The following is a 24,078-nucleotide window of genomic DNA, read 5'->3' as shown; positions in this document are numbered from 1 at the left end:
GTCTTCCCCTTCCGTATGCGCCTTCGGGGCGCCGAAGAGGAGTTTTTCATGACTGAACGTAGCGATCTCTCGTCCGCGTCTCTCTCGTCCTTCGAGCCGATCGATTCTGCCCCCGCGCTCCTCGCGGCCGCGCGCCGCGCGGGGCTCCGCATCACGACCGAAATGGCCGATTTCGATCGGAGTGGGCTCGATTTCCTCGTGGTGCACGTTCACGACGAGGAAGGCGTGCCGTGGGTCGTGCGGACGCCGCGGCGCATGGCCGTCGTGGCATCCGCGCGCGTCGAAGTGCGCGTCCTCGACCTCGTGCGCGCGCACCTGCCCGTCGCCGTGCCGCATTGGCGCGTGTTCACCGATCAGGTGATCGCCTACCCGCGCCTTGGCGGCGTCCCCGCCGTCACCGTGGATCCCACGGCCGGCGTCGTGTGGAATCGTATCGATCCGGCCGCGCCCGCGGCCGTGTTCATCGAATCGTTCGCCGATGCCCTCGCGGCATTGCAGAAGGTGAGCACAAGCGCGATCGAGGCGGCGGGCGTACCCACGAAATCGGTCGACGAGACGCGCGCCGAGATTGCCCGCGCGATGGATGACACGCGCGGCGTGCTCGCGCCGTCCGACGTGGTCTGGGCACGGTGGCAACGCTGGCTCGCGAACGACGCGATCTGGCCGGGTCACCTCGCCCTCGTGCACGGGGATCTCCACGCGGGCCACATGCTGCTCGACGAGGAAGGTCGTTTGACGGGGATCCTCGATTGGACCGAGGCCCACCTCGGGGATCCGTCGATCGATTTCGCGCTCTTCGTCGGCACGTTCGGCAAGGCCGCGCTCGAAACGTGCATCCAGCGTTTCGAGGCGGCTGGAGGCAGGACGTGGAGCGGGCTCGCCGCCCACGCGGCCGAGCGCTGGGCGGCGTTCCCCGCGCTCGGGGCGAAGTGGGGGCTCACCACAGGGAATGATGGCGTGATCGAGTTCGCCCGGACGATGCTCGCGACGATCGAGAACGAAAGCGGATGACGCCCGCCGATCAAGAATCCTTCAATCGCCAGGGCGGAAAGCGCCTCGCCTCCCCTGCCCGATAGAGACAAACCCGATTGCCCGCCGGATCCGTGACGTACGCCTCGCGCCAGAGCCAGCGCTGATCCGTGGGGAGCACGTCGAAGGTGAGGCCGGCTTTCGCGAGGCGATCCACCGTCGCGTCGAGATCCTCCTCCTCGAAATACACGACCACGCCATCCTTGCCGGGCGGCGCGTCCTGCAGGTGCAGCGAGAACGTGGCCGGCTCGCCGCCGGCCGCGTCGGGGCATTCGAAGCGCGCGTAGTGGTCGGCGCGCACGATCAGGCGCAAGCCGAGCGCCTGGTAGAAGGCAATCGAGGCGCCGAGGTCCGTGGCCGGCACCGTGACCTGGTTCATTCGCATGCCCCAGTGTAGGGCGGCCGGCGCCGCGCGGGCAAGACGGTTCTCCGTGCCGCGGCCCGGCAGGGCGAGCGAAACCCCACCGGGCCGCGCGCGGCGCGCTCAGTCCTGAATCGCGCGGTACATCTGGATGCGCGAGGCATTGCCGCCGCTGATGGCCGGCACCTGGCACTCGAGATAAAACGAGCTGAACGTGAACGTGTCCGTGATCGACGCGACGTTCAAGGTCTGGTAGCTCGCGGAGGAGCCGGTCGAGCACGACCACGCGCCATTCGTCTTCGCGCCGCTCGGGTTCTTCGAGACCGCCCGGCAACACACGTTCGCCCCGGCGTTCTGATCGACGACGAATACGGTGCCGCTGAGGTTCGTGGTCGTGACGCCGGTGCCGATCGGGCGCTCGGTCGGGCAGATGGCCGTGACGAGCGAGCCGGACGTATTCTCGGCCTCGCCGTCGGCGCGCACCGAGAGGGCCGAGCCGCTCGTGGCGATGCAAGCCGAGCCGGGCGCGTTCTGGGTCGAGGCCGCGAGCGCGACGCCAGCGTAGAGGAGCCCTCCGACGAGGATGGGGAGACCCTTGAGGGGGGAGTGCTTCTTGTTCATCATGGCTTTCGTCCTTCGCTTTCGAATCAAATCTACGTTTTAAATCTTCGGTTTCTTTCGGGCCGCTCGGCGCTCAGCGCATCGAGAGGCGCGGCCGGTACCCCTGAATGCCCGAGAGGCCGAGCGCGGCGCTCCCCGGGACCGTGCAATTCAGGCTGAACTGGCTCCACGTGTACGGGTCGTACAGCGACGGGAGCACGAGCGTCTGGGAATCCGCGCTCGCGCCGCTCGAGCAGACCGTCGTCGTCTCGACGAGCGTCCCCGAGGGGTTCTTCGACTGGAGCTTGCAGCACACGTCCTGGCTCGCGTGGCGATCGACCACGAAGAGCCGCGGAACGTCGACCACGTTCGGATATCCGTCATCCCCGGGACGTTGCATGGGGCATACCACCTGCCCCGAGAACACGCTCGAATTGAAGGCCTCGCCGTCGCTGCCGTAATCGACCAGCGCGCTGCCCACCGGCCGGCAATACGTGCCCGCCTGGTTCACCTGCTTGACCAGGGTCGGGTTGACGACGCCGTTCACCCAGTCACGAAACGCCTCGGCGCTCGTCTGGCGGTTGTAATTCGTCGAGTTGCCCGCCTTCATCACGCCCGTCAAGCCGGAGCCGTTCCAGCAGGACGAACCCGAGTCCCCCGGCAGCTCGAGCTGACCGAGCGCATTCGGGACCTGGAACCGGTACCACATGACCGGATCGACCGGGTCCTGGATGATGCTGAACGACGCGGTCCGCAGGTTGCCGTCCGACGGCGTCATGCAGACGCCCCACTGGCAAAACTGGCCGGAGGGGCAAGGCATCGTGTCGGAGCACGCCCCGCCGGTGTCGATCGCGCCATACCCCGCGCAGAACACGGTGTCGCCGATCAGCGACGCCGTGGTGCCCGTGTAAAGCGGCAGCGACGCGACGCCCGGATCGATCGGCGTGGCGAGGCGGAGGAGCGCGACGTCCACGCCCGCGGCATATTGCGGGTGGAAGAGCAGCTCGACGCCGACGGACGTCACCGTGCTGCCGTCGTCGAGGCGCAGGCTCGCCCACAGGGTCGACGGATCGGTGCCCGGGCCATTCGGAAAGCAATGGCTGGCCGTGAGCACCCACTCGCGGTTCATCAGCGTGCCCGTGCAGCCGGGCAATCGGACGACGTTGCGCGTCCAGGTCTGCGTGCTCTGCGACCACGGATCCCAGACCGTGCCATTCTTGATGGCGTCCTCGGACTCCGCCGTCGCCTCTTCGTTCACATCGGGCAGATCGCCCTCGGCACATCCGCTGCCCAGGGCGGCGGTGAGCGCGAGCGCCATGAGCGTCGCTCCGCGCATGCCGAAGGGCGCGGGCCTCTGGCTTCGTTGGTGTGTCATGACAATTGGCTCCCTCGTCCGGACGGCGACTCGATTGTCGTCCGGTAGCGCGGGGAGCCATTGCGCGAACCGTGCCAAGCCCGGTCTCCGCGCGTGGTCCGGGGCTAACGCGCGGAGCTTCGAAGCCCGTAGCGGTCCACGAGCTTGTGAAGGAACTGTCGCGAGACGGCGATCGCCTCGGCGGTGCGCGAGATGTTGCCCCCGTGCTCGCGGAGCTTCGTCGCGAGGTACTGCCGCTCGAAGCGCTCCAGCACCATCTCGCGCGCGGCAAGCAGCGGCAGGCCGAGCAGCGCGCCGAGATCGCCTTCGTCGGCCTCCCCCGCCGGCGCCTCGTGCGTCGCGGTCGCAGGCAGAGCGGCGACGGGCTCCGGCGCGGGCTCGGGCAGCGGGGCCGCGGCCGCGGGCGGCTTCTGCGCCGAGGCGCCGAGCGCCGACACCGCGAAGTCCGGGAAGAGGCAGAGGCGCGCCACCATGTTGCGGAGCTCCCGGACGTTGCCGGGCCAGTCGTGCGCGAGGAGCAGCGACATCGCGTGCGGCGGCAGATCGGCGAGCGTGCGCTTCGGCGTCTGCGCCGCGAGGAAGCGCTCGACGAGCGCGGGGATGTCGTCCTTGCGCTCGCGCAGCGGCGGGATGTTCACCTCGACGACCGCGAGCCGGTAGTAGAGGTCCTCGCGGAACGACTTCTCGGCGACACGCGCGCGCAGATCGCGGTGCGTCGCCGCCACGACGCGCGCGTCGAAGGGCCGCCACTCGGTCGCGCCCACGCGCCGCACCTGCCGCGCCTCGAGCGCGCGGAGCAGCTTCGGCTGCAAATCCAGGGGCAGCTCGCCGAGCTCGTCGATGAAGAGCGTCCCCCGATCGGCCTGTTCGAGCAGGCCCGCGTGCGCGGAGACGGCGCCCGTGAAGGCCCCGCGCGCATGTCCGAAGAGCTCGGCCTCGATCAAGCTCGGCGCGACGGCGCTGCAGTCGAAGACCACGAACGGGCCGTCCTTGCGTGGGCTCGCCGCGTGGATCGCGCGCGCCAGGACCTCCTTGCCCGTGCCCGACTCGCCGAGCAGGAGCACCGTCTCCGGCGACGCCGCGGCGCGCTCGAGCGCGGCGAAGAGGGCGCGCATGGGCAAGCTCTCGCCGATCGCCTCGCCGAACCGCGTGGAGGGCGACAAGGGCACGATCGAAGGCGCGCCCGCGAGGTGCGTCGAGAGGCGCGACCCGGCGAGCGTGACGACAGCGCCGAGCGGGAGCAGGACCTCCATCACCGCGAGATCACCGATGAGCGTGCCGTTCTTGCTGCCGAGGTCGCGCAGCACGACGCCCTTCCGCGTGAGGCGAAGCTCGCAGTGCCGGCGCGAGACGCGCGGATCCGACACCACGAGCTCACACTCGGGGCTCGTGCCGACGACGAGCGTCTCCATCCCGAGCGGGGCCTCGTGCAGCGTGCCGTCGGGCGCGGTCACGCGGACCCGGAGCGCCGGCAAAAGCACGGCGTTGTCCGCGACATCGGACAACGTGCACCCAGGCTCCTCCGCCCGCGTCATCCCGCGCATCGTCGCAGATCCCGAAAGCTCGTCAAGACGACCCCAGCGCGCCCGCGACGCCGCGCTATCATCCCCGCGCCGCATGCCTCCGAGCTCGTCCAGCGCTCTGCGTCTTCCGCCCGGAGCGACGTCGCAGATCGGGCCGTACCTTCTCGTGCAGCAGCTCGGGAAGGGCGGGTTCGCCCCGGTCTTCCTCGCGGAAGAGCGGTACGACGGCAAGCTCCTGCGCCACGTGGCGATCAAGCTGTTCGCATTCGACGCGGCCGCCGCGCGGGGCCACGACGTGAGCCGGTGGCGCGACGACATCGTCGAGGAGGCGCGCGCCCTCTGTCGTGTCGAGCACCCGAACGTGGTGCGGTTCTACGCGCTGCTCTGCGACGACGCCTCGGCGCGCATCGGCCTCGTGATGGAGCACGTCGCAGGCGCGAGCCTCGACGCGCTCGCCGGCGCGCAGGGGCGGCTCGACGAGCGCAGCGTGCTGGAAGCCGCGCGGGCCGTGTCCTGGGCGCTCGCGGCCGTGCACGCGGCGGGGCTCGTGCACCGCGACGTGAAGCCCGGGAACATCGTGCGCGGGCCCTCCGGCTACAAGCTCATCGACTTCGGGATCGCGGTGGATCCAGAGCTCGCGTCCGCCGTGCCCGCGACCGCGGCGGAGATGGCCGCGGCGGATACGAGCCGCGCCGAGCCGCCGCACGCGCCCGCCGCGCAAGGCCCGGGCACGCACACGCAGACCCTGACCGTGACGGCCTCGCCGATCGTGGCGGCAGGGCCGGCCCTCGGAGGCCGCCCGGGCCTTCGCGTCGCGGGCACGCTCGGCTACCTCGCGCCCGAGTGCCTCTCGCAGCTCCCGACGCCCGCAAGTGATCTCTACTCGCTCGGCGTGACCATGTTCCAGCTCGTCACGGGCCGCCTCCCGCACGAGACGCCCATGCCCGAGGGGCCCGCGCCTTCCCTTGCGACGTGCGTCCCTTCGCGGAGCGTGGTGACGGCCGATCTCACGCTCCTCGTCGATCGCCTGCTCGCGCTCGATCCGCTGCTCCGACCTCGCCACGCCGAGTGGGTGGCGCGCGAGATCGAGCGCCTCCTCGCGCGGCTCGATCCCGCCCTGCCGCCCGCGTCGGTCTCGCCGCTGTCCCTTCGCAGGCCCGCGCCGGTCTCCGCGCCCGATCGCAAGGCCGCGCCCGTGCCCGAGACGCGCCCTCCGCTCGTCGGTCGGGACGACGCGCTCCAGGCGCTCGCTCGCGCCGCCGACGCGGCGAAACAAGGCCGCTGCCAGGTCGTCGTGTTCGCGGGGCCGCAGGGCATCGGGCGCAGCCGGCTCCTCGACGCCGCGGCCGAGCGCTGGACCTTCGCGGACGCGCGCATCCTACGGATCCATTGCCCGCCCGAGCAGCGCAGCCCCCTCTATCCGTTCCGCCGCGCCGTCGAGGATCTCCCGCCCGAGATCGCGCCGTCGTTCGAGCCGCTCGCGCGCGCCCTCGCGCAGGCCTTCTCGCCGGGGCTCGTTCCGGGCCCGGACGAGCTCTCGCAGGCCGTCGAGGCGATCGAGGACGCCCTCGTGCGGGTGAGCGCCTCGGCGCCGCTCCTCGTGCTCGTGGACGACCTCCAGTGGAGCGACACGCCGACGCGCGAGGTCGTCCGCCTGCTCGTGCATCGCGCGGCGGCGGGCGCGCCGGGGCGGCTGCTCGTGGCCGTCGCCGCGCGCCCGGATCCCGTCGCGGGCGCGCCTTTGCGCAAGCTCCTCGGCGAGGCGCGGGCGCGGACGAGCCCCGGGCTCACGTACGTCTCGCTCGCTCCGCTCGACCCCGCGGCCGCGGCGCGCCTCGCGCAGGGCGTTTGTCCCATCGCGAAGGAGGTCGAGCGGGCCGTGGTCGCGGGGGCCGCGGGCGTGCCGTTTTACCTCGTGCACGCGCTCGTCGCGTGGCGCGAGGGCGGCGCCATGGTCTGGCAGGACGGCGTCTACCGCGCGGCGGGCGAGCAGATCCTGCGAGGCGACGTGCCGGGCGTGGCCGATCTCCTGGAGGCGCGCCTCGCCGCGTGTCTCCCGCCCGGCAGCGACGCCGAGCGTACGCTCTTGCGCGTGCTCGCGGCGGTTGCGCTCGCCGGCGGCGGGCTCGGCGTGGATCTCGCGCTCCGGGTGGCCGGCGACGCGGATCGCGCGGAGGAAGCGCTCGAGGCGCTCGTCGGCGCGGGGATCCTGACGGCGCGCGGCGAGCGGCAGGAGTACGTCTTCGCGCAGGAGATGGTGCGCCAGGCGGCGCTCAACCTGCTGCGGCCGCGCCCGTGGTTTCACCGGCTCCACCGGGCGCTGCTCGACGGCATGGCCGAGGGCGCGCCGGCGCAGGCCGACGCGGCGTTCCTGGCGACGGGGTACGAGCGCCTCGGCGCGCTCGCGGAGGCGCGCGTCTGGCTCGGCCGCGCCATGGACAAGGCGGGCGCGGCGGGGCTTTTCGAAGAGGCCGCGGCGTTCGGCGACAGGCTCGCGGCCATCACGGACGACGCGGAGACGCAGGCGCGGCTCGCGTTCGAAGCGATCCGGATGCTCATCCGCGGCCGCAAGTTCGAGGAGGCGAAGCAGCGGCTCGCTCGGCTGCCGATCCTCGCGGCGGACACCGCGGAGGCGCGCCGGTTCGACCTGGGGCGACGCATCTCGCGGCTCGAAGTGGCGCGCGGGCTCCGGGAGAGCGGCGTGGAGGACGCGACGCTCGTCGCGGACGCGGACGCGTTCGGGGATCTGCGGCTCCGCTGCGAGGCGCGCCTCGCGGTGGCGGGGGTGCTCCTGCCGGAGCACGCGATGGCGGTCGTGACCGAGGCGGTGGAGCTCGCCGCGGGCGCGGGGCCGGCGGTGGAGCTCGCGGCGCGGGTGCGTCGATTCGAGCTGTGTTACGCGCTCGCGCCGCGGGATCTGGTCCTCGGCGAGCAGGATCTGCGGCGCGCGGTGGCGATCGCCGCGTCGACGGAATCGGCGTGGCACGAGGTGCACATCGGGGGGGATCTGGCGGTGCTCGAAGCCGAGACGGGGCGCATCGACGCCGCGATCGAGCGGCTCCGTCAGCTCCTCTCGCGCGCGGACGAGCGAGGCATGCGGGGCCAGGTGCGGCTCTTCCTGCAGAACCTTTCGGTGATGCTGCTGCGCGAGGGCCGGGCCCGGGAGGCGGCCGAGACGGCGGCGCGCACGGCGGATCTCGCACGGGAAGCGGAAGATCCCGTGCTGCGTGCGACGGCGTTGTCGCTCCGCGCGGCGGCGCTGATGGAGGTCGGCGAGCTCGTGGCGGCGCTGGAGAACGCGAACGAGGCGGACGCGCTCCAGCGCGAACGAGGGACCCGCAGCCGTGCGCTGACGCTGCTGCGACGCGCGGAGATCCTGAGGGCGATGGGCCGGATGTCCGACGCGCTGGAGGACGCGCGGACGGCGCGCGTGGTGGCCGAGAAGCACCACGATCGGAGCCTCACGCACTGCGCGAAGCTCTGGGAGGTGTTGCGGCGCGCGCAACGAGGCGAGCTTGGGCGGGCGGAGCTCGCGAAGGTGGTGGAGGAGGGGCGCGCGGCGGAGCTGCCGCTCGGCTCTTTGCCGCGAAAGCTTTTGCGGGAGGCCGAGGCGTGGCTCGGGCTGGCGGGCGACGGGGGCGGGACGCTGTCGTAATCGCTTGGTGTCGTGCTGTCGTCACCCGTGGACAGCGCCTGGATGAGCTGTCGCCGGTTGATGACAGTGTCCCCGGGTGGTGACGTCTCCGCCTCCGCGTCTGTCTCTGCTGGACATCGACGCTTCGTCCGTCCAGGCGGAGGGGGCGTCCGTCAAGAAGGCAGCTCACGCAAGAACGACAGGACCACCTCTCCCAGGCGCTCGGGTTGTTCGAACGGAAGGCCGTGGCCGGCGTCCTTTACCTGTTCGATTCGTACGCGTGGGTTGAGACGCCGCAGCTCGGCTCCCATCTCGAGCGTGACGACGGGGCTCTTGTCACCCAGGACGAGCAAGCTCGGGACCTCAATCGCGCGCACCACGTCGCGATAGTCGGGGTTGGGCGGCGTGAGAACGTCGAACGCGCCCATGTGGGTCTTCAATCTCGCCTCGGCTTGAAGCTCGATGAGCTCGGGCGAGCGACGCGGGTGTCGGGCTCGGGCCTGCGCAACGAGGTCCGACTTCTGGAAGCCGAGGGCCTGGCGGTGTTGATCGGCGACGTCGCTCTCGTGCACCTCGCGTTGGCGCTCGGGGCTCAAGAACGTCGGGTCGACCAGGATGAGGCCGCGGAGGAGCCCCGCCCCTCGACGCGCCACCACCGCGGCGGTCATTCCGCCCATCGAATGGCCAAGCAGAACCGGACGAGAGAGCGAAAGGCCGCGAAGCAGGCCTACGACGTCGCTCGCGTGATCGTCGTACCGGTATCCGTGGTGCGGCGCGCTCGAATCGCCGTGCCCTCTGGCGTCGGGCATGATGACGTCGAATTCACCTTCGAGCGCCCGCGCCAGGGGCGTCCAGCAGGCGCCGCTCCCCATCAATCCATGAAGCAAAACGACGGGATCCTTGGCGCCTCCTGTTCGGAGGTAGTGGATGTGGATGCCGTTCGTTTCGCAGATTTCACGGGTCCAGGTCGCCATGGGACTGTCTCTGCCTGCCGCAGTCGGCGCGTCAAGTAAAACCCTGACTCGGGGGCATGACGTGGCCACGATGCCGGTCAAGGCAAAGCGCTACGACGACACATCCCCCCCGCACTCGGTCGAGAGCGGCAGCTCGACGCAGAAGGTCGAGCCCCGGCCGACCTCGCTCGACACGCAAACGCGGCCGCCGTGCGCCTCGACGATGGTGCGGGTGATGTAGAGGCCGAGCCCGAGCCCCCCGTAATGGTTCGACGAGACGCCGCGGCGAAATCGTTGGAAGAGCTGCGCCTGCACTTCGGCCGGGATCCCGATCCCGCGGTCCGTCACCGAGAGCCGCGCGACCCCATCTTCCCGGGTGATGGCGATGTCGATCGGCTGGCGTTCCCCGAACTTGATCGCGTTGGTGAGGAGGTTGGTCACGACCTGCTCCAGACGGTGCGGATCCCATCGGCCGATGATCGGCTGCTCCGCGCGCACGGCGAGCGTGCTGCCTGACCGCGCAATCAGATCGCCGAGGTGGACGACGACCTCGTCGACGAGCGCGCGCAGCTCGACGGGCGTCGTGTGCAGCTCGAGCCTCCCCGCCTGGATCCGGGAGACGTCGAGGAGCATATCGACGAGGTCGGCGAGGCGCTTGACCTGGCGGCCCGAGAGGGCGACCGCGGATTGCACGCGCTCGACGTCCATGCCCCGCGCGAGCCTTTGCCCCAGCGATTGAATGGCGAGCTGCAGGCTGGTGAGCGGGGTGCGGAGCTCGTGCGAGGCAATCGAAAGGAACTCGTCCCGCAGCTGCACGGCCGCCTCCGCTGCCGTGCGCGCGCGCCGCTCGTCCAGGAGGAGCTGATCGCGCTGCTGCTCGGCGCGCACACGCGCGGTGATGTCGCGGAAGCTCCAGACCCGCCCGACCACGCGCCCGCCGAGGCGCTGGGGCTGCGAATAACGCTCGAAGACGCGCCCGTCCGAAAACGGGATGACATCGAAGCTCGACTCCTCGGGCGAGGCATAGAGCGCGCGGATCCTTTGCAGGAACGCATCGGGATCGAGGAGCTGGTCGCAGACGAACGTACGGAACGTGTCGTCCGACCCGGTGGAGAGGACCTCGTCCGGGATGCTCCACATCGCCGCGAACCTGTGATTCTGACGCACGACGCGCTGCTCGGCGTCGACGACGAGGATGCCGTCCGCCGTCGATTCGAGCGTGGCCTCGAGGAGCGAGTAGGAATGGCGGAGCACCTCCTCGGCGCGCCGTCGCTCCGCGTTCTCCTGCTGCAGATCCGCATAGAGGCGCGCATTCTCGATGGAGTTGGCCGCCTGGGCCGAGAGGAGCCGGATCACCTCGACGTGCTCAGGGGTGAAGGCAGAGCGGGTGAGGTCGTTTTCGAGATAGATCACGCCGGCGAGGCGGCCCTTGTAGACGAGGGGCGCGGCGAGCGAGGAGCGCGGCGCACCGCCGGCGAAGCAGGGATCACGCCCGAACGGCCCGTCGATCACGAGGTCGTCGAGCAGGACGGTCTCGCGCGTCCGCGCCACGTACGTGACGACGCTGGCCGGCAGGTCCTCGCGGCCCTCGAGGGGCGCCGCGCCGAGCACGTGGACGGCCGCCTCGCCGGTGCGGTGCTCGGCCTCGACGACGAGCCGCCCGTCACGCAGGAGCAGGAGGACGCCGCGCCGCGCGCCGGCGTTCTCGACCAGGATGCGCATGAGCGCGTCGAGCAGGCGGTCGAGGACGATCTCGCCCGAGATGGCCTGGGAAGCCTTGAGCACCGAGCCGATGTCGAGCGCGGCGGAGGCGGGCGCTGCGGCCTCCGAGCCCCTCGCGCCGCGGAGGATCTCGCTGGGGACGAGGTCGGGGTAGGAGCGCTCGAGGCGCCGCATCGCCTCCGTCGCGCCCCATCGGCGGTAGGCCCTGTGCGCCTCGGTGAGGTAGGCGCGGGCGACGGTGGTCTTGCCGAGAGCGTGGAAGGAGAGGCCGGCGAGCTCGTTGGCGAGCGCCTCGTCGTGGAGGTAGCCGCCGCGCTGCGCGAGGGCGATCGCCTCGTCGTAGCGATTCCACGCGGCGAGCGTGTCGCCGCGGACGCGCGCGAGCTCGGCGCCGAGCAGGGCGCTCCTGTGCGCCAGGTTCTCGGGGCAGAACTGCGCCCAGCACGAGAGCTTTTCCGCGAAGATCTCTGCTCGGGCGAGGAAGACCGCGCGCTCGTCCGGGGAGACCGCGTCTGCCGCCTGCGTGAGCGCGACGCCGGCATAACCATGGTACGCGGGGTTGCCGTGCCAGCTCGTGACGGCCGGAATCTCCACGTTCAGCGAGAGCGCGGTGCGCGCCGCATCCTCGAACGCGCCCTGGAAGACGTCGTGGACGACGACGTAGAAGCTGGCGAAGAAGAGCGTGCCCTGGCTATCGATCCGGCGGGCCTCCTCGATCACCTCGTCGATATCGACCCACGCGCCCTCGAGCTTGGCCGGGCGCGCTGTCTCGACCGAGAGCTGGTGCGCGATCTGTCCGACCGCGGCGATCATCCAGGTGATGGCGTTGAACCTGTCGAGCTTCCGTATCGGCTGGTAGCTCTGCGCCTCGGCGAGGAGGTCGGCGAGCGGCAGGCCGCGCAGGAGGCTGTTCGTCATGGCATTCGTCGAGCTGTAGAACGCCCAGATGTACTGGCCCGTCTCGAGCCCGACGTGCATCCCCGCGAGCAACGAATTCTTGCAGACGGCATAGCCTTCTCTCCAGTGCTGCACGAAGGCGCCCCACATGTCGTGGAGCACTGCCTCGGACTTCTTGTCCGGGTAGCGCTCCGAAAGGTCGATGGCAGCGCGGCCGAAGCGGTAGCCGAGCTCGATGTCGCCACGGCCGCAGAGGACCGCCCCGAATTGGATGCAGCCAAAGATCGCGTGCTTCGACAGCCCGTGGCGCAGCGTGCTCTCGACGAGCTTCGCGAGCGTGATGCCGAGGTTGTTGGGGCTCAAGAACCAGCAGGGGAGGAAGATCTCCTGGAGCACGTCCCGCATGGCGCAGAGCTCCGGGTCCTCGAGCGGCGGCAGGTCTGGCAGCGCTTCGAGCGTCTTTTCCCGCACGAGATCCATCGTCGCCCGGAACTGGGTGTCGACCATGGCGTCATCGGGGAACGTGGGCAGATCGAGCCCGAACGGGCGCAGGGCTGCGAGACCCTCCGCGAGTGCGGCGGGCAGGTCGTGCTTGAGCACCTGCACGCTCATCTTGAGCCGCAGCACCTCGGTGCGATCGAGCCGGCTCGCGGCCCGCTCCAGGCAATCGGAGAGGATGGCCAGGGCGTCATCGTGCCGGCCGCAGAGCGAGAGCATGAGGCCGATCTTCATCGCGTACCTGAGGCGGAGCGGGTACTGCGACGTCCAGGCGTCCTCCGGAAGGCGCAGGAGGCCAAGCTGCAGGTAGCGCAGGCCGGCGCCGAAGGCGGCTGCGTCCTCGGCGCGGCAGGCGGCATCGAGGCTCATGCGGGCGAGGGAAAGCCGCTCCGCGGGGTCCGACACGAGGTCGCCCGCGCTGTTCAGGTGGCCGACGACGTCGAAGAGGTTCTGGCTCTCGGAGAGGTCCAGCTTGTCCGCGAGCAGCCGACCGATCCGGAGGTGAAAGGCGGGCCGGTCCGCCTCCGGGATCATCGCATAGGCGCCCTCCTGGACCTTGTCATGGGCGAAGCGGTAGCGGCCGCGCCCGGCGATCACGAGCCCCTCGCTCACGGCGGGATCGAGGCGGGCGTACGCGTCTTCCGGCGAGCACGCGTTCACCGCGGCGAGCACGTCGAGGTCGAACCGGTTGCCGATCGCCGCGGCGAGGTTGAGCGCCTTCACCGTCGCCGGCGGCAGGCGCGCGATGGTGCGCACCATGAGGTCGACGACGTTGTCCGTGTACCCGAGCGCGTCGATCGCGGCGAGGTCCCAGCGCCAGCCTGATCCGGCTGCGTACGCGAGGACGCCGTGGTCGTGCAGCGACCGGACGAATTCCTTGACGAAGAACGGGTTGCCGCCGGTCTTCTTCAGCACCGCATCGGCGAGCGGCCCGCAATCGTCGCGCTTGAGGCTATCCGAAAGCATCTCGATCAGGTGCGGGCGCGCGAGCGGGGCGAGGACGATGTTGCGCACGACGAGCCCGGCTTGCTGGAGCTCCTCGATCGCCAGGACGAACGGGTGCCCGGGCGATACCTCGTTGTCACGGTAGGCACCGCAAAAGAAGAGCGCATCGAGCGAGTCGTCGGCGAGGAGCACGCGGAGCAGCACGAGGCTCGCGGGGTCGATCCACTGCAGATCGTCGAGGAACAGGACGAGCGGGTGCGTGGGCCGCGCGAACACCGAGACGAACAGCAAGAAGCACCGGTTCAGGCGGTTCTGCGCCTCGATCGGGCCGAGCGCCGGGACGGGCGGCTGCGGGCCGAGCACATGGGAGAGCGACGGGATGACGTCGCAGACGACCTGCGCATTCGGCCCGAGCGCCTCGAGGAGCGCGCTCCGAAAGCGGAGGATGCGCGCCTCGCTCTCGGTGAGAATCTGCCGCACGAGGCCGTCGAACGCCTGGATCACCGCGCTGTAGGGCGCGTCGCGGTTGTATTGGTCGTATTTGCCGCTCGTGAAATAACCCTTCTGCCGCGCGAGTGGCTTCAAGATCTCGTGCACGAGCGAGGACTTCCCGATCCCCGAGTAGCCGGAGACGAGGACGATCTCGCGGCTGCCATCGAGCGCGCGCTCGAATGCGGCGGTGAGCGCCTCGATGTCATGCGCGCGGCCGTAGAGCTTCTGGTGGATCCGGAAGAGGTCCTGACGATCGCGCTGGCCCGCGACGAAGGGCTCGATCGTCCCCGTGCCGCGCAGGGCCTCGCGGCAGCGCTCGAGGTCGGCGAGCAGGCCCTCGGCGCTCTGGTAACGGTCCTCGGCGTTCTTCGCGAGCAGCTTGAGCACGACGTCGGACACGGCCTCGGGGATGGTCGGATCGACGCGGGACGGGGGCGCGGGCGCGAGGGCGAGGTGCGCGTGAATGAGCTCCATCGGGTCCAGGGCCTCGAAGGGGCGTTGACCCGTGAGCATCTGGTAGAGGATGACGCCGAGCGCGTAGAGGTCGGTCCGGTAGTCGACGCCGCGGTTCATGCGGCCTGTCTGCTCGGGGGAGACGTAGGGCAGCACGTCGGCGATGACCGCCGGCGCATAGAGCCGTTCGTGCGCGTGGGTGATCTCGGCATCGACGCCGAAGCCATTGATCTTGACCCCGCCGTGCGCGCCGACGAGCACGTTCTGCGGGCGCAGATCGCGGTGGACGAGCCCGGCCGCGTGCACCACGGCGAGACCTTCGGCGAGCGCGGCCGCGAGATCGAGCGCCTCATCGACCGGCATCCTGCGTGACGGGCGCGCGGCGAGAAGCCGCGCGAGATCGCTGCCCGGGAAGTCCTCGAGGACGACGATCAAGGAGCCGGCGAGCGCCTCGACGCCGCGCAGCGCGACGAGGCGAGGCGAGGCGAGGCGCGCGATGCGCTCGTACTGGTGCTTGAAGCGCGCGACCTCGGCGCCGGTCGATCTTTCCGCGCGCAAGATTTTCAGCAAGACCGGGACGCCGTCGCCCTCGCGGCACGCGCGGTACAGGGTGAAATCGGCGGTTTCCTCGATCTTTTCGCGGAGCGCGTAGCCTCTCCCGACGATCATCGAAAACCTTGCTCGCTCGCCCGACAAGGCGACGCACACGACCAACTCCTTTTATATCCCAGAGGGGGTGACTTGGCACCGGCGGAGTTTGGCCCGTGCAGAGCTCGTGCGACGCTTGGGTGTGCAGGCGCGTGAGGTCGTCATGAAACTCCGAATGCCGCCCTGGGGTCCGGACGCTCGGCGCACCCGTGGGCGGCCAGGGGTCTCATCGAGGAATCGCCGGAGGGCGTCGAGCGGCTCTGACTCGGGCATCGATTGCGGACGCGAGGACGCCGCCTTCTCGGCGCCGAGGCACGCCGAGCGGACATGGGCTCGGTTCCCCAGCTTCCCTTGTCTCTACGCTCGGGCGGGTGGCTCACCCGTCGGTTCAGGGCACGAGGGTGACATGGACCTGCCAGAGCGTGGCTCCCTCGATCCCAGGTTCGAACGGCCTGAGATAGAGCAGCCGGAGCCACTCGGCCGCTTGGCTGGTGGTCACGTTCATCGCGGGAGCGAAGCGAAATTCCTCCACGCCTCCGCAGCCCACCGCGCCGTGGGGGCAAGGCCCCGCGCTATACCGATGTCCGGACGCCTTGACGATGGAACCGGGCGCAAGGACCGTGTACCACGAAGTCCCCGTGCTGGGATTCGATTGCACGCGCACGACCAGCGTATCTCCCCTCCGCAGGGTCACCTCGTGGCCACGATCGGCGTCGGTCACGACGACCTCGCGTGCCTGCGCTCTCGTCGGCCAAAGGCTGACAAGGGCTGAGACAAGAGCAACGACGATGGGAAACGAGCCTATCTTTTTCATGGAACTCCCCCTTCGCTGTCGCAGCGAGCTGCCTCCGGAAAGGCCTGCTCTTTTCATCTAAGGCGGAGCTCGACCGCTGAAAAGCGCTCGCCGAGGGGGCGATGGGAACGCGTGCCCAGAGCAGCAAACATCCCCATCGCCCCTTCCGCGGATCGTTTTTCAGCTACGTGCAGCGGGGGACACGGCAGCCCATCAGAGCCCGTTGGGGATCACGGTGAGCGTGGCGGAGCCCTTGTTCGTCAGGATGAGATCGTCGTACCCATCGCCATCCAGGTCCGAGACGGCAATGGCATTGAGGCCGGGCGAGGCGCCGGTCGAGACGACGGCGCCTGCGGTGAAGGAACCGCTTCCATTGCCTGTCATCGGGCGGACGCCGCCCGAGGCGGCGGTGACCAGGATGTAGGCGTCGAGCTTGCCGTCGCCGTTGAAGTCGCTGGCCACGACGCCCAGCGCCGAGTTGGCGACCGCGCTGGCCCCCGTGCCGGACTGCACGCCGCTCGCGACGGTGCCGTCGCCGTTCCCCTTGAAGAAGTAGAGGTACGCGCCGGCCGCGCCGTTCGCGAGGATGTCGAGCTTGCCATCGCCGTCGGCGTCGCCGAAGGCAATGCCCGCCGTCTGGCCGTTCAGCGCGTTCGTGTAGGAGACCGGGGCCGCGAACGAGCCGTCGCCCTGGTTGACGAGGATCGACAGGCGCGCGCTGCTCGGGCTCGTCACCACGATTTCCGGGCGGTTGTCGCCGGTCAGGTCACGGCAGGCGATGGTCGACTGCACGCCGCCGGTGGCGGGGATGCTGATGAGCACGGGCGCGTCGAAGCTGCCCGTGCCGGTGCCGAACATCACGCTCACCTGGTTCGAGGTCACGCTGGTGGTCGCGACGTCGACGTGCCCATCGCCGTCGAAGTCCCCGGCGCAGAGGTGCAAGGAGCCCGGGGCGCCGGTGGTGAAGCTCGTCAGCGTGCCGAACGTCCCGGGCGCGCTCGCGCCCAGGTTGCGGTAGACGCTGATGTTCCCGTTGGTCGCGGACAGGTTGGTCTGGCCGTCGACGGTGACGGCGTCGAGCCACCCGTCGCCGTCCACGTCGACCGCCACGACCGCGTTGCTGGAGAGCGACGCGCCTGCGTAATTGACCTCGGCCTGGACGGTTCCGTCGCCGTTCCCGATGAAAACGGAGACCGAGCCGGAGGGGCTCGCCGTCGAGCCGGATTCGCCGTTCGCCACCAGGATGTCGAGCTTGCCGTCGCCGTTCACGTCGGCGACCGCCGGAGCCAGCGGGGTGTGCATCGCCGGGACGTCGATCGGCGTGCCGGGCACCTGGCCGGAGGGCGGCGTCTGGCAGGCGCCATTCGAGCAGATGTCGCCCGTCGTGCACGCGAGGTTGCACGCGTTGCAGTGGTCGGCGTCGCTCTGGAGGTTCACCTCGCAGCCGTCGGCCGAAAGCCCGTTGCAGTCCGCGAGGCTACCGGCGCAGGACTCGCAGTTCGTCCCCTCGTAGGTGGGCGCGCACTGGCACGTGTAGCTGTTGATGCCGTCGGTGCACGTCCCGCCGTTCTGGCACGGGTTCGGGGCGCACTCGTCGATGTTGATGTCGCAATTCGTCCCGGTGAAGCCGGGCGCGCACTGGCACGTGTAGCTGTTGATGCCGTCCGTGCACGTCCCGCCGTTCTGGCACGGGCTCGGGGCGCACTCGTCGATGTTGATGTCGCAATTCGTCCCGGTGAAGCCGGGCGCGCACTGGCACGTGTAGCTGTTGACGCCGTCGGTGCACGTCCCGCCGTTCAGGCACGGGTCGGAGGCGCACTCGTCGATGTTGATATCGCACATCGTCCCGGTGAAGCCGGGCGCGCACTGGCACGTGTAGCCGCCGACGCCGTCGGCGCAGGTGCCGCCGTTCAGGCACGGGTTGGGGTTGCACTCGTCGACGTTCGTCTCGCAGTTCGTCCCGGTGAAGCCCGACGCGCACTGGCACGTGTAGCTGTTGACGCCGTCGGCGCAGGTGCCGCCGTTCTGGCACGGGTTCGGGGTGCAGTCGTCGACGTTCGTCTCGCAGTTCGTCCCCGTGAAGCCGGGCGCGCACTGGCACGTGTAGCCGTCGACCTCGTCGGTGCAGCTGCCGCCGTTCAGGCACGGGTTGGGTGCGCAGTCGTCGACGGCCGTCTCGCAGTTCGTCCCGGTGAAGCCGGGCGCGCACTGGCACGTGTAGCTGTCCACGCCGTCGGTGCAGGTGCCGCCGTTCTGGCACGGGTTCGGGGTGCAGTCGTCGACGTTCGTCTCGCAGCTCGCCCCGGTGAAGCCGGGCGCGCACGCGCACGTGTAGCTGTCGACGCCGTCGGTGCAGGTGCCGCCGTTCTGGCACGGGTTCGGGGTGCAGTCGTCGACGTTCGTCTCGCAGCTCGCCCCGGTGAAGCCGGGCGCGCACGCGCACGTGTAACCGTCGACGCCGTCGGTGCAAGTGCCGCCGTTCTGGCACGGGTTCGGGGTGCAGTCGTCGACGTTCGTCTCGCAGTTCGCCCCGGTGAAGCCCGGCGCGCACGCGCACGTGTAGCCGTCGACGCCGTCGGTGCAGGTGCCGCCGTTCTCGCACGGGTTGGGGGTGCAGTCGTCGGCGTTCGTGCACGTGCTGGGCTGCCCGGAGCAGGTCCAGCCGCTCTCGACCTTGCAGTCGCTGGAGCAGCCATCTTCGCTCGCCTCGTTGCCGTCGTCGCAGGCCTCCGGCCCGGCGAGGGCGCCGTCGCCGCACACCGCGCTCGGGCCGCTGCTCCCTTGGTCGATCTCGCTGCGATCGACGCGGGCGATGATCTCGCACCCCATCGACCCGAGCATCACCCCGAAGCCGAGGGCCCAGCAGCCGAGCCGCCCAAGCACCTTCAACGTCGATGCGTTCATGGAAGAGTATGTCATTGGCGGACGCATCCTAGCCGAAGCGTAGGAGCGCTTGCCAGAGCCGTCGCCATGGGGAGAGCCGGATCCTGCGCTGCCACGTGTTTTTTTTGCGTTTTTTGATCAGCTTTGCGTTTTTCGATCCGCCGCGCCCAACCTCGTGGAATGGGGCGGCGAGGACCCGAAGCCAGGTCCGAGCAGGCGGGATCGGTCATGGGGAGGCCCCAAAGCCAGGTCCGAGCAGGCGGGATCGGTCATGGGGAGGCCCCAAAGCCAGGTCCCGCCGGTCGGAGTGCTCTTTGGGGACGCCCCAAAGACAGGTCCCGCCGGTCGGAGGGCTCTTTGGGGACGCCCCAAAGACAGGTCCCGCCGGTCGGAGGGCTCTTTGGGGACGCCCCAAAGACAGGTCCCGCCGGTCGGAGGGCTCTTTGGGGACGCCCCAAAGACAGGTCCCGCCGGTCGGAGGGCTCTTTGGGGACGCCCCAAAGCCGCCCCCCCGGTGTGCGACCGGCGATCGGGGCGCGCGGCTCAGCTCTCGGGCGGCGGCGGAGGCGGCGGCGGCTTCGGCCTCGCGTCCTCCATGATGACGCCGCGCTTCGGCTGGCACTTCTTGTTCTCCGCGCTCCACTCGCACTGCTCGGGGTTCGGGCACGCGGGCGGCGTGTTCGGATCCGTGACCTCGGGCGTCGTGCACGTGACCTCGGCGGACGCCGCCTCGGCGCCGGGCTCCGCGGGGGGCTGCTGCGCGCCACCACACGCCACGAGGAGCGCGGCGGCGAGGCCCAGAACGAGCGGACGGATAGCGGCCAATCCAGGATGATGCATGACAATCTCCAATCTCGAGCGACCCTCGAACGGTGTTGCCTCGGGAGCGAGTCGCGATCTGCCCCGAGGCCCTTTCAATGAACGTGCCATGCGCGGCGCCTCCGCCGCCCCGCGAGGGCCAGGGCGCCCGCGGCGAGCGCGACGAGGCTCGTCCCCCCTTCGGAGGGCGCCCCGGCGGCCCCGCAAGCGCACCCACGCGGCCCGCGCGCGATCTCGAAGTGAGGCGGCGCCCTGCGACCGTCGAGCGCGGCGCCATTGCCGGAGACGATGAAGCTCGCCCAGTAATAAGGGTGCGAATGTTTTTCGCGCACGGCGAGCTGCGCCGCGCGCAAGGCTTCGCTCCGCCCTCCGCCGGCGGCGAGGCCCGCATAATAGGCCGTCATGAGCTCGCTCGTGGCCTCGTCGTCGACCTGCCACAGGCTCATCACCTGGGTCTCGGCGCCCGCCATGGCGAGCGCCCGGCGCAACCCGAAGACCCCCTCGCCGCGCAAGGCCTCGCCCACGCCCGTTTCACACGCCGAGAGCACGACGAGGCGCGTGCCGCGGAGATCGAGGCCCGAGATTTCGAGCGCCGTGAGCACGCCGTCGGCGGCGTCCGTGACGCTGCGCCTGCCATTCGCGCCGAACAGCGCGAGCCCGGCCCGCAAAAGTGGGTTTTCGGAGGCGAACGCCGCGCGCTCCCCTCCCCGCTGGCCCTCGTCCCGCTCCCCCGCGGCGTGCTGATCCGGAAGGAAAAACCCGTGCGTCGCGACATGCAACACGAGCGGCCCCCGCGCGGCCAGGAGCGCCTCCTCCGTCGCCGCGGTCCCCTCGAGCAGCCTCGCGCCGGGCAGCATTCGTTTCACCGCAGCCCCCTCGCTCCGCGTCGCCGGCAAAGGCGAAAACCGCATCCGCGTCATGTCCGCGGACCGCGCGCCCCGCCCCGCCCCGCTCGCCGCGCCCTCGCCGCGGGCCCCGAACGCCGGATCGACGACGACGAGCGGCGCCTCGCGGGCCTCGCTCGGAGGTTTGGCCAGGCGTATCAGCTCGCGACCACTCGTCAGGTACGTGAACGACGTATGGCGGACGAGCGACGTGCCCTGCGCGTCGACGAGCGCGGCGAAGGGCACGAGGTTCAAGGCGCCGTCGGGGCTGAGCAGGATCCAGTGGGTATCGCCGAGCAGGCCGCGGAGCGGCTCCGTCACCAGGGAATCGAGGTACCGCGCGGCGGGGCGTGGATCCCGACGGGGGGTCGCGAGATCCCGCAAGAGCCCCGCGGCGACCTCCTCGATGCCCTCGGCATTGCCGAGATCGACCGACGCGATTTCGCCCTCGCGGCGCAGCACGTACGCGGCGAGGCGCGGCGCGCCCCACGTGGGGCGAACGGGCGGACCGGAAGGATCGTACGGGCGATAGACGACGAGCTCGACGAGCGCGGCGCCCGCGGGAATGGCTCGTTGCACGTCCTCCAGCGAAAGGAGCGCGTCCGCGCCGGCGTCGGGCGCGGCGCGCGGCAGGGCCGAAAGGCGCGCGTCGAGGTCGCGGCGGCGTCGCTCCAGGGCTTCGAGCTCGGCGAGGTGCTCCGCGGGCGGGACGTCGATCGGCCCCCGGGAGACGGCGGCGGACAGGCGCGCGTCGACCTGGGCGCGCTCGTCGAAGAGCGCGCGCCCTGCGGGATCGAGCGATTGCCGCAAGGCAGAGAGGCTGCCGGCCACCGCGTCGAGGACGATTCCCTTGCGCCGGAGGATCCCGGTGAGCGCGAGGCGCGCGGCCGCGCGATTCTTCGGAGCGACCTGGACATGCAGCGAGACGAGCGCGTCGGTATCCTCCTGGAGCAGCGCGGCATGGGCGCGTTTCTGTTCCTCGGAGCCACGAGCGAGGTGCACGCGCGCGGCGTGGTCCGCGAGGTCGGCCGCGCGCGCCCGCACGCGCACGGCGTCCTCGATGCGGCCCTCGGCGACGTACATATCGCCGAGGTCGCGCAAGGTGCGCGCGATATCGGGGTGGTCCGGGAGCAGGACGGCTTCCCGCAAAACGAGCGCGCGTCCGAGCTCGGCCTCCGCGGCCGCGAAATCCCCGCGTCGGCCGAGGAGGAGCCCCCTCGCGTGGAGATACGGCGCGCGCTGGATGTGGTTTTCCTCCAGGGATTCTTCCGCCCCCGCGAGCGCCGCTTTCAAGAGCGGCTCGGCGACCTCCGGCTCCCCCCGATCGAGCGCGAGCTCGCCCCGCCGGAGCGCGGGCAAGCCGAGGACATCCCGCGAAATGCTCGACGCGACGCGGACGCGTGATTCGAGGTCGCGCAAAAGCTCCTCGGCGCGCCTTCGCTCGCCCCGACGGCGATGCAGCGCCGCGAGCGCTTCGACGGCGCCGATGGCATACGGCGACTCCCTGCTGAAGCGCTCCTCCGCAATCGCGAGGGCGCGCTGGAGGAGCGGCGCGGCGCCCTCCACATCGCCGAGCGCGAGGCGAATGCGCCCGAGCGATTCGTACACCGCGGGATTCGGCTCGCGAGGATCCTGCGCGCCGAGGAGGCGCACGAAGATCGGCTCGGCCCGCGCGTAATCACCGTACAGCGTGAACGTGGTGCCAATCAAAAAGGGCAAATGGCCGTTGTCGTCCGGGGCATCTTCGAGAAGCTTCGCCGCGCGCTCGGCCAGGCGCGCGGCCTCGGGATACCGGCCCGCCTCGAGGAGCTGCAAGAGCTGCCTGTAAAGAGACGCCCCGCCCTCGTCCTCCGGGGCGGGCTCGTCGGCGCGCGCAGCCGGGCTCATCGGGACGACGAAGGCCCCTGCGAGGGCTGCGAGGAGCCCGATGCGCACGAGGTGCCGGCGGAGCCTGGGTCGGGGAGCGCGCATCGGGATCAGCCGAAGAAAAAACGAACGCTGTATACGGGAGCGATCGGCCTTCTGTCAACTGCGGGCCCAGCGCCCCCGCATCACGGCCCGAGCGCCGATCCCCGTGGATCCCAGCAGCGCCGCGTGTATCGTTCGCCCATGGCAGCCCCTCCCGGAGCGCCCGCCGATCGCCCCCTCTCCGCCGATCTGCGCGCCCTCGTCTCCTCCCCGCGCGAGCTCTGGACCGTGTACGCGATGAAGCTCCTCGAGTCCGTCGCGTATTTCGCCATCTGGTCCCTGCTCGTGATTTTCTTGTCGGACGACCACGGCTTCTCCGATACCGCCGCCGGCTCCGTCGCAGGCACCTGGCTCACGGTCATCAGCCTCGTCGTGTTCCTCGCAGGCTTCATCGCCGACGGGCTCGGGATCCGGCGGGCGCTCCTGATCGCAGCGCTCTCGACCGCCATCGGCCGGGGCATGCTCGCATTCGCAGGCGACAAGATGACGATTTACGCGGCACTCGCCGCGTCCGTCTGGGGCATCGCCTGCATGAAGCCCACGATGAACGCAGCCGTGCGCAGCTACACGACCCCCGCGACGGTCTCGTTCGCATTCTCCTTTTATTACGTGCTCATGAACGTCGGCTCCCTCGCCCAGGGGCCGCTCATCACCGAATTCCGCAAGTGGTTCAAGGGCGGCGCGACGATCGCCGGGTTCACGTTCTCGTCGAGCCAGATGGTCTTCCTCGTCGGATTCGTCGCCTCCTGCATCAACGTCATCCTCGCGCTCACCATGCGCGAGGCCAAGCCCGCCTCGTCCTCGGACAAGCCCACGAAGAACCCGCTCGCAATCGCCCGCGACGTGCTGCGCGAGCCAGCCTTCTGGGTCTTCCTCGGCTTCATCGCGCTCCTGACGTTCGTCCGCCTCGTCCTCCAGCACGCGCATCTGACCTGGCCGAAGTACGCGCTCCGCGAGTTCGGCCAGGATTTCCCGTTCGCATATTACTGGTCGATCAACCCCGCGATGATCATCGTCCTCACGCCGGTGGCGACAGCGCTCACGCGCAAATACCCGCCCTATCCCGTGATCACGATCGGCGCGACGATCACAGCCTTCTCGGTGCTCGCGATGGCCATCTCGACGACCATAGCCGCAAGCGTGGTCTTCATCGTCCTGCTCTCGATCGGCGAAGCACTCTGGTCCCCGCGGCTCTACGAGTACACAGCAACGATCGCGCCACCCGGGCGCGAAGCGAGCTACATGGGCCTCTCGGAGATCCCCCTGTTCCTCGCCAAACCTTTCGTAGGTTTCCTCAGCGGATACCTGCTCAGCGTCTATTGCCCGCCGAGCGGCCCGCGAAGCTCGCAGCCCATGTGGCTCGTCATCGGCCTCATGACGATCGCAGCCCCCGTCTGCATGCTCGTCTTCCGCCGGAACATCGAACGCCACGCACCCGACGAGGCCGAGCCAAAGCCCCGGGTCGCCTGAGGGGCGCCGCGCCGGGGCTCTGCCCCGGGCCCCGCGGGGGCTATCCGCCCCTCGACCCGGACCAGGGCCAGCCCTGGACCTCTGGGCATCGACTGCGCGAAGCGCAGTCGATGCGGGGAAAGTTTTTCAAG

13 protein-coding genes are annotated in these 24,078 nt (G+C 70.4%); 3 read left to right on the top strand and 10 right to left on the bottom strand.

The window, feature by feature from the left end:
- Positions 1-48 precede the first annotated feature (48 nt).
- Positions 49-1,011 carry a macrolide 2'-phosphotransferase gene (locus QHF85_RS40800; protein WP_281332847.1) on the top strand — a complete coding sequence of 321 codons (963 nt, stop codon included), beginning with the start codon at positions 49-51 and terminating at the stop codon, positions 1,009-1,011.
- A 10-nt stretch (positions 1,012-1,021) separates the two neighbouring features.
- Here the strand turns inward: QHF85_RS40800 and QHF85_RS40795 are convergent, their stop codons facing one another.
- The 4 genes from QHF85_RS40795 to QHF85_RS40780 form a co-directional block, all read right to left on the bottom strand.
- Entirely contained in the window at positions 1,022-1,414 is a 393-nt protein-coding gene (locus QHF85_RS40795; protein ID WP_281332846.1) for a VOC family protein, read from the bottom strand.
- A gap of 99 nt (positions 1,415-1,513) precedes the next feature.
- On the bottom strand, positions 1,514-2,014 hold the full coding sequence (locus tag QHF85_RS40790) for a hypothetical protein (protein WP_281332845.1): 501 nt from the start codon (positions 2,012-2,014) through the stop codon (positions 1,514-1,516).
- A 70-nt stretch (positions 2,015-2,084) separates the two neighbouring features.
- Positions 2,085-3,365 (bottom strand): trypsin-like serine protease, encoded by a 1,281-nt coding sequence (locus QHF85_RS40785; RefSeq protein WP_281332844.1) that lies wholly within the window; start codon positions 3,363-3,365, stop codon positions 2,085-2,087.
- A gap of 104 nt (positions 3,366-3,469) precedes the next feature.
- The gene (locus QHF85_RS40780; RefSeq protein WP_281332843.1) at positions 3,470-4,900 is read right to left on the bottom strand and encodes a sigma 54-interacting transcriptional regulator; all 1,431 of its coding nucleotides are present in this window, start codon (positions 4,898-4,900) and stop codon (positions 3,470-3,472) included.
- 82 nt (positions 4,901-4,982) lie between these two features.
- Here QHF85_RS40780 and QHF85_RS40775 point away from each other — a divergent pair, with 82 nt between their 5' ends.
- A complete protein-coding gene (locus QHF85_RS40775; RefSeq protein ID WP_281332842.1) occupies positions 4,983-8,543 on the top strand; it encodes a serine/threonine-protein kinase in 3,561 nt (1,186 codons plus the stop codon).
- Between the two features lie 152 nt (positions 8,544-8,695).
- Here QHF85_RS40775 and QHF85_RS40770 read toward each other — a convergent pair whose 3' ends face one another.
- The 6 genes from QHF85_RS40770 to QHF85_RS40745 all read right to left on the bottom strand — a co-directional run bounded on the left by QHF85_RS40770 (position 8,696) and on the right by QHF85_RS40745 (position 22,480).
- Positions 8,696-9,496: an alpha/beta hydrolase gene (locus QHF85_RS40770; RefSeq protein WP_281332841.1), complete on the bottom strand. Its 801-nt coding sequence runs from the start codon at positions 9,494-9,496 to the stop codon at positions 8,696-8,698.
- Positions 9,497-9,586: 90 nt separating this feature from the next.
- Positions 9,587-15,151 carry an AAA family ATPase gene (locus QHF85_RS40765; protein WP_281332840.1) on the bottom strand — a complete coding sequence of 1,855 codons (5,565 nt, stop codon included), beginning with the start codon at positions 15,149-15,151 and terminating at the stop codon, positions 9,587-9,589.
- Between the two features lie 367 nt (positions 15,152-15,518).
- Positions 15,519-15,851: a protease inhibitor I42 family protein gene (locus QHF85_RS40760; RefSeq protein ID WP_281332839.1), complete on the bottom strand. Its 333-nt coding sequence runs from the start codon at positions 15,849-15,851 to the stop codon at positions 15,519-15,521.
- A gap of 285 nt (positions 15,852-16,136) precedes the next feature.
- Positions 16,137-18,842 (bottom strand): FG-GAP-like repeat-containing protein, encoded by a 2,706-nt coding sequence (locus tag QHF85_RS40755; RefSeq protein ID WP_281332838.1) that lies wholly within the window; start codon positions 18,840-18,842, stop codon positions 16,137-16,139.
- A 507-nt stretch (positions 18,843-19,349) separates the two neighbouring features.
- Positions 19,350-19,646 carry a hypothetical protein gene (locus QHF85_RS40750; RefSeq protein ID WP_281332837.1) on the bottom strand — a complete coding sequence of 99 codons (297 nt, stop codon included), beginning with the start codon at positions 19,644-19,646 and terminating at the stop codon, positions 19,350-19,352.
- Between the two features lie 74 nt (positions 19,647-19,720).
- The gene (locus QHF85_RS40745; RefSeq protein WP_281332836.1) at positions 19,721-22,480 is read right to left on the bottom strand and encodes a CHAT domain-containing protein; all 2,760 of its coding nucleotides are present in this window, start codon (positions 22,478-22,480) and stop codon (positions 19,721-19,723) included.
- Between the two features lie 138 nt (positions 22,481-22,618).
- Between QHF85_RS40745 and QHF85_RS40740 the strand changes: the two genes are divergently transcribed.
- The gene (locus QHF85_RS40740; protein WP_281332835.1) at positions 22,619-23,947 is read left to right on the top strand and encodes an MFS transporter; all 1,329 of its coding nucleotides are present in this window, start codon (positions 22,619-22,621) and stop codon (positions 23,945-23,947) included.
- Positions 23,948-24,078 lie beyond the last annotated feature (131 nt).

The sequence above is a fragment of the Polyangium sp. 6x1 genome, from assembly GCF_029946515.1.
In the GTDB taxonomy this organism is placed as follows: domain Bacteria; phylum Myxococcota_A; class Polyangia; order Polyangiales; family Polyangiaceae; genus Polyangium.
Note: the sequence above shows the minus strand (reverse complement) of the source record. Positions and strands in the feature narration are given on the sequence as shown.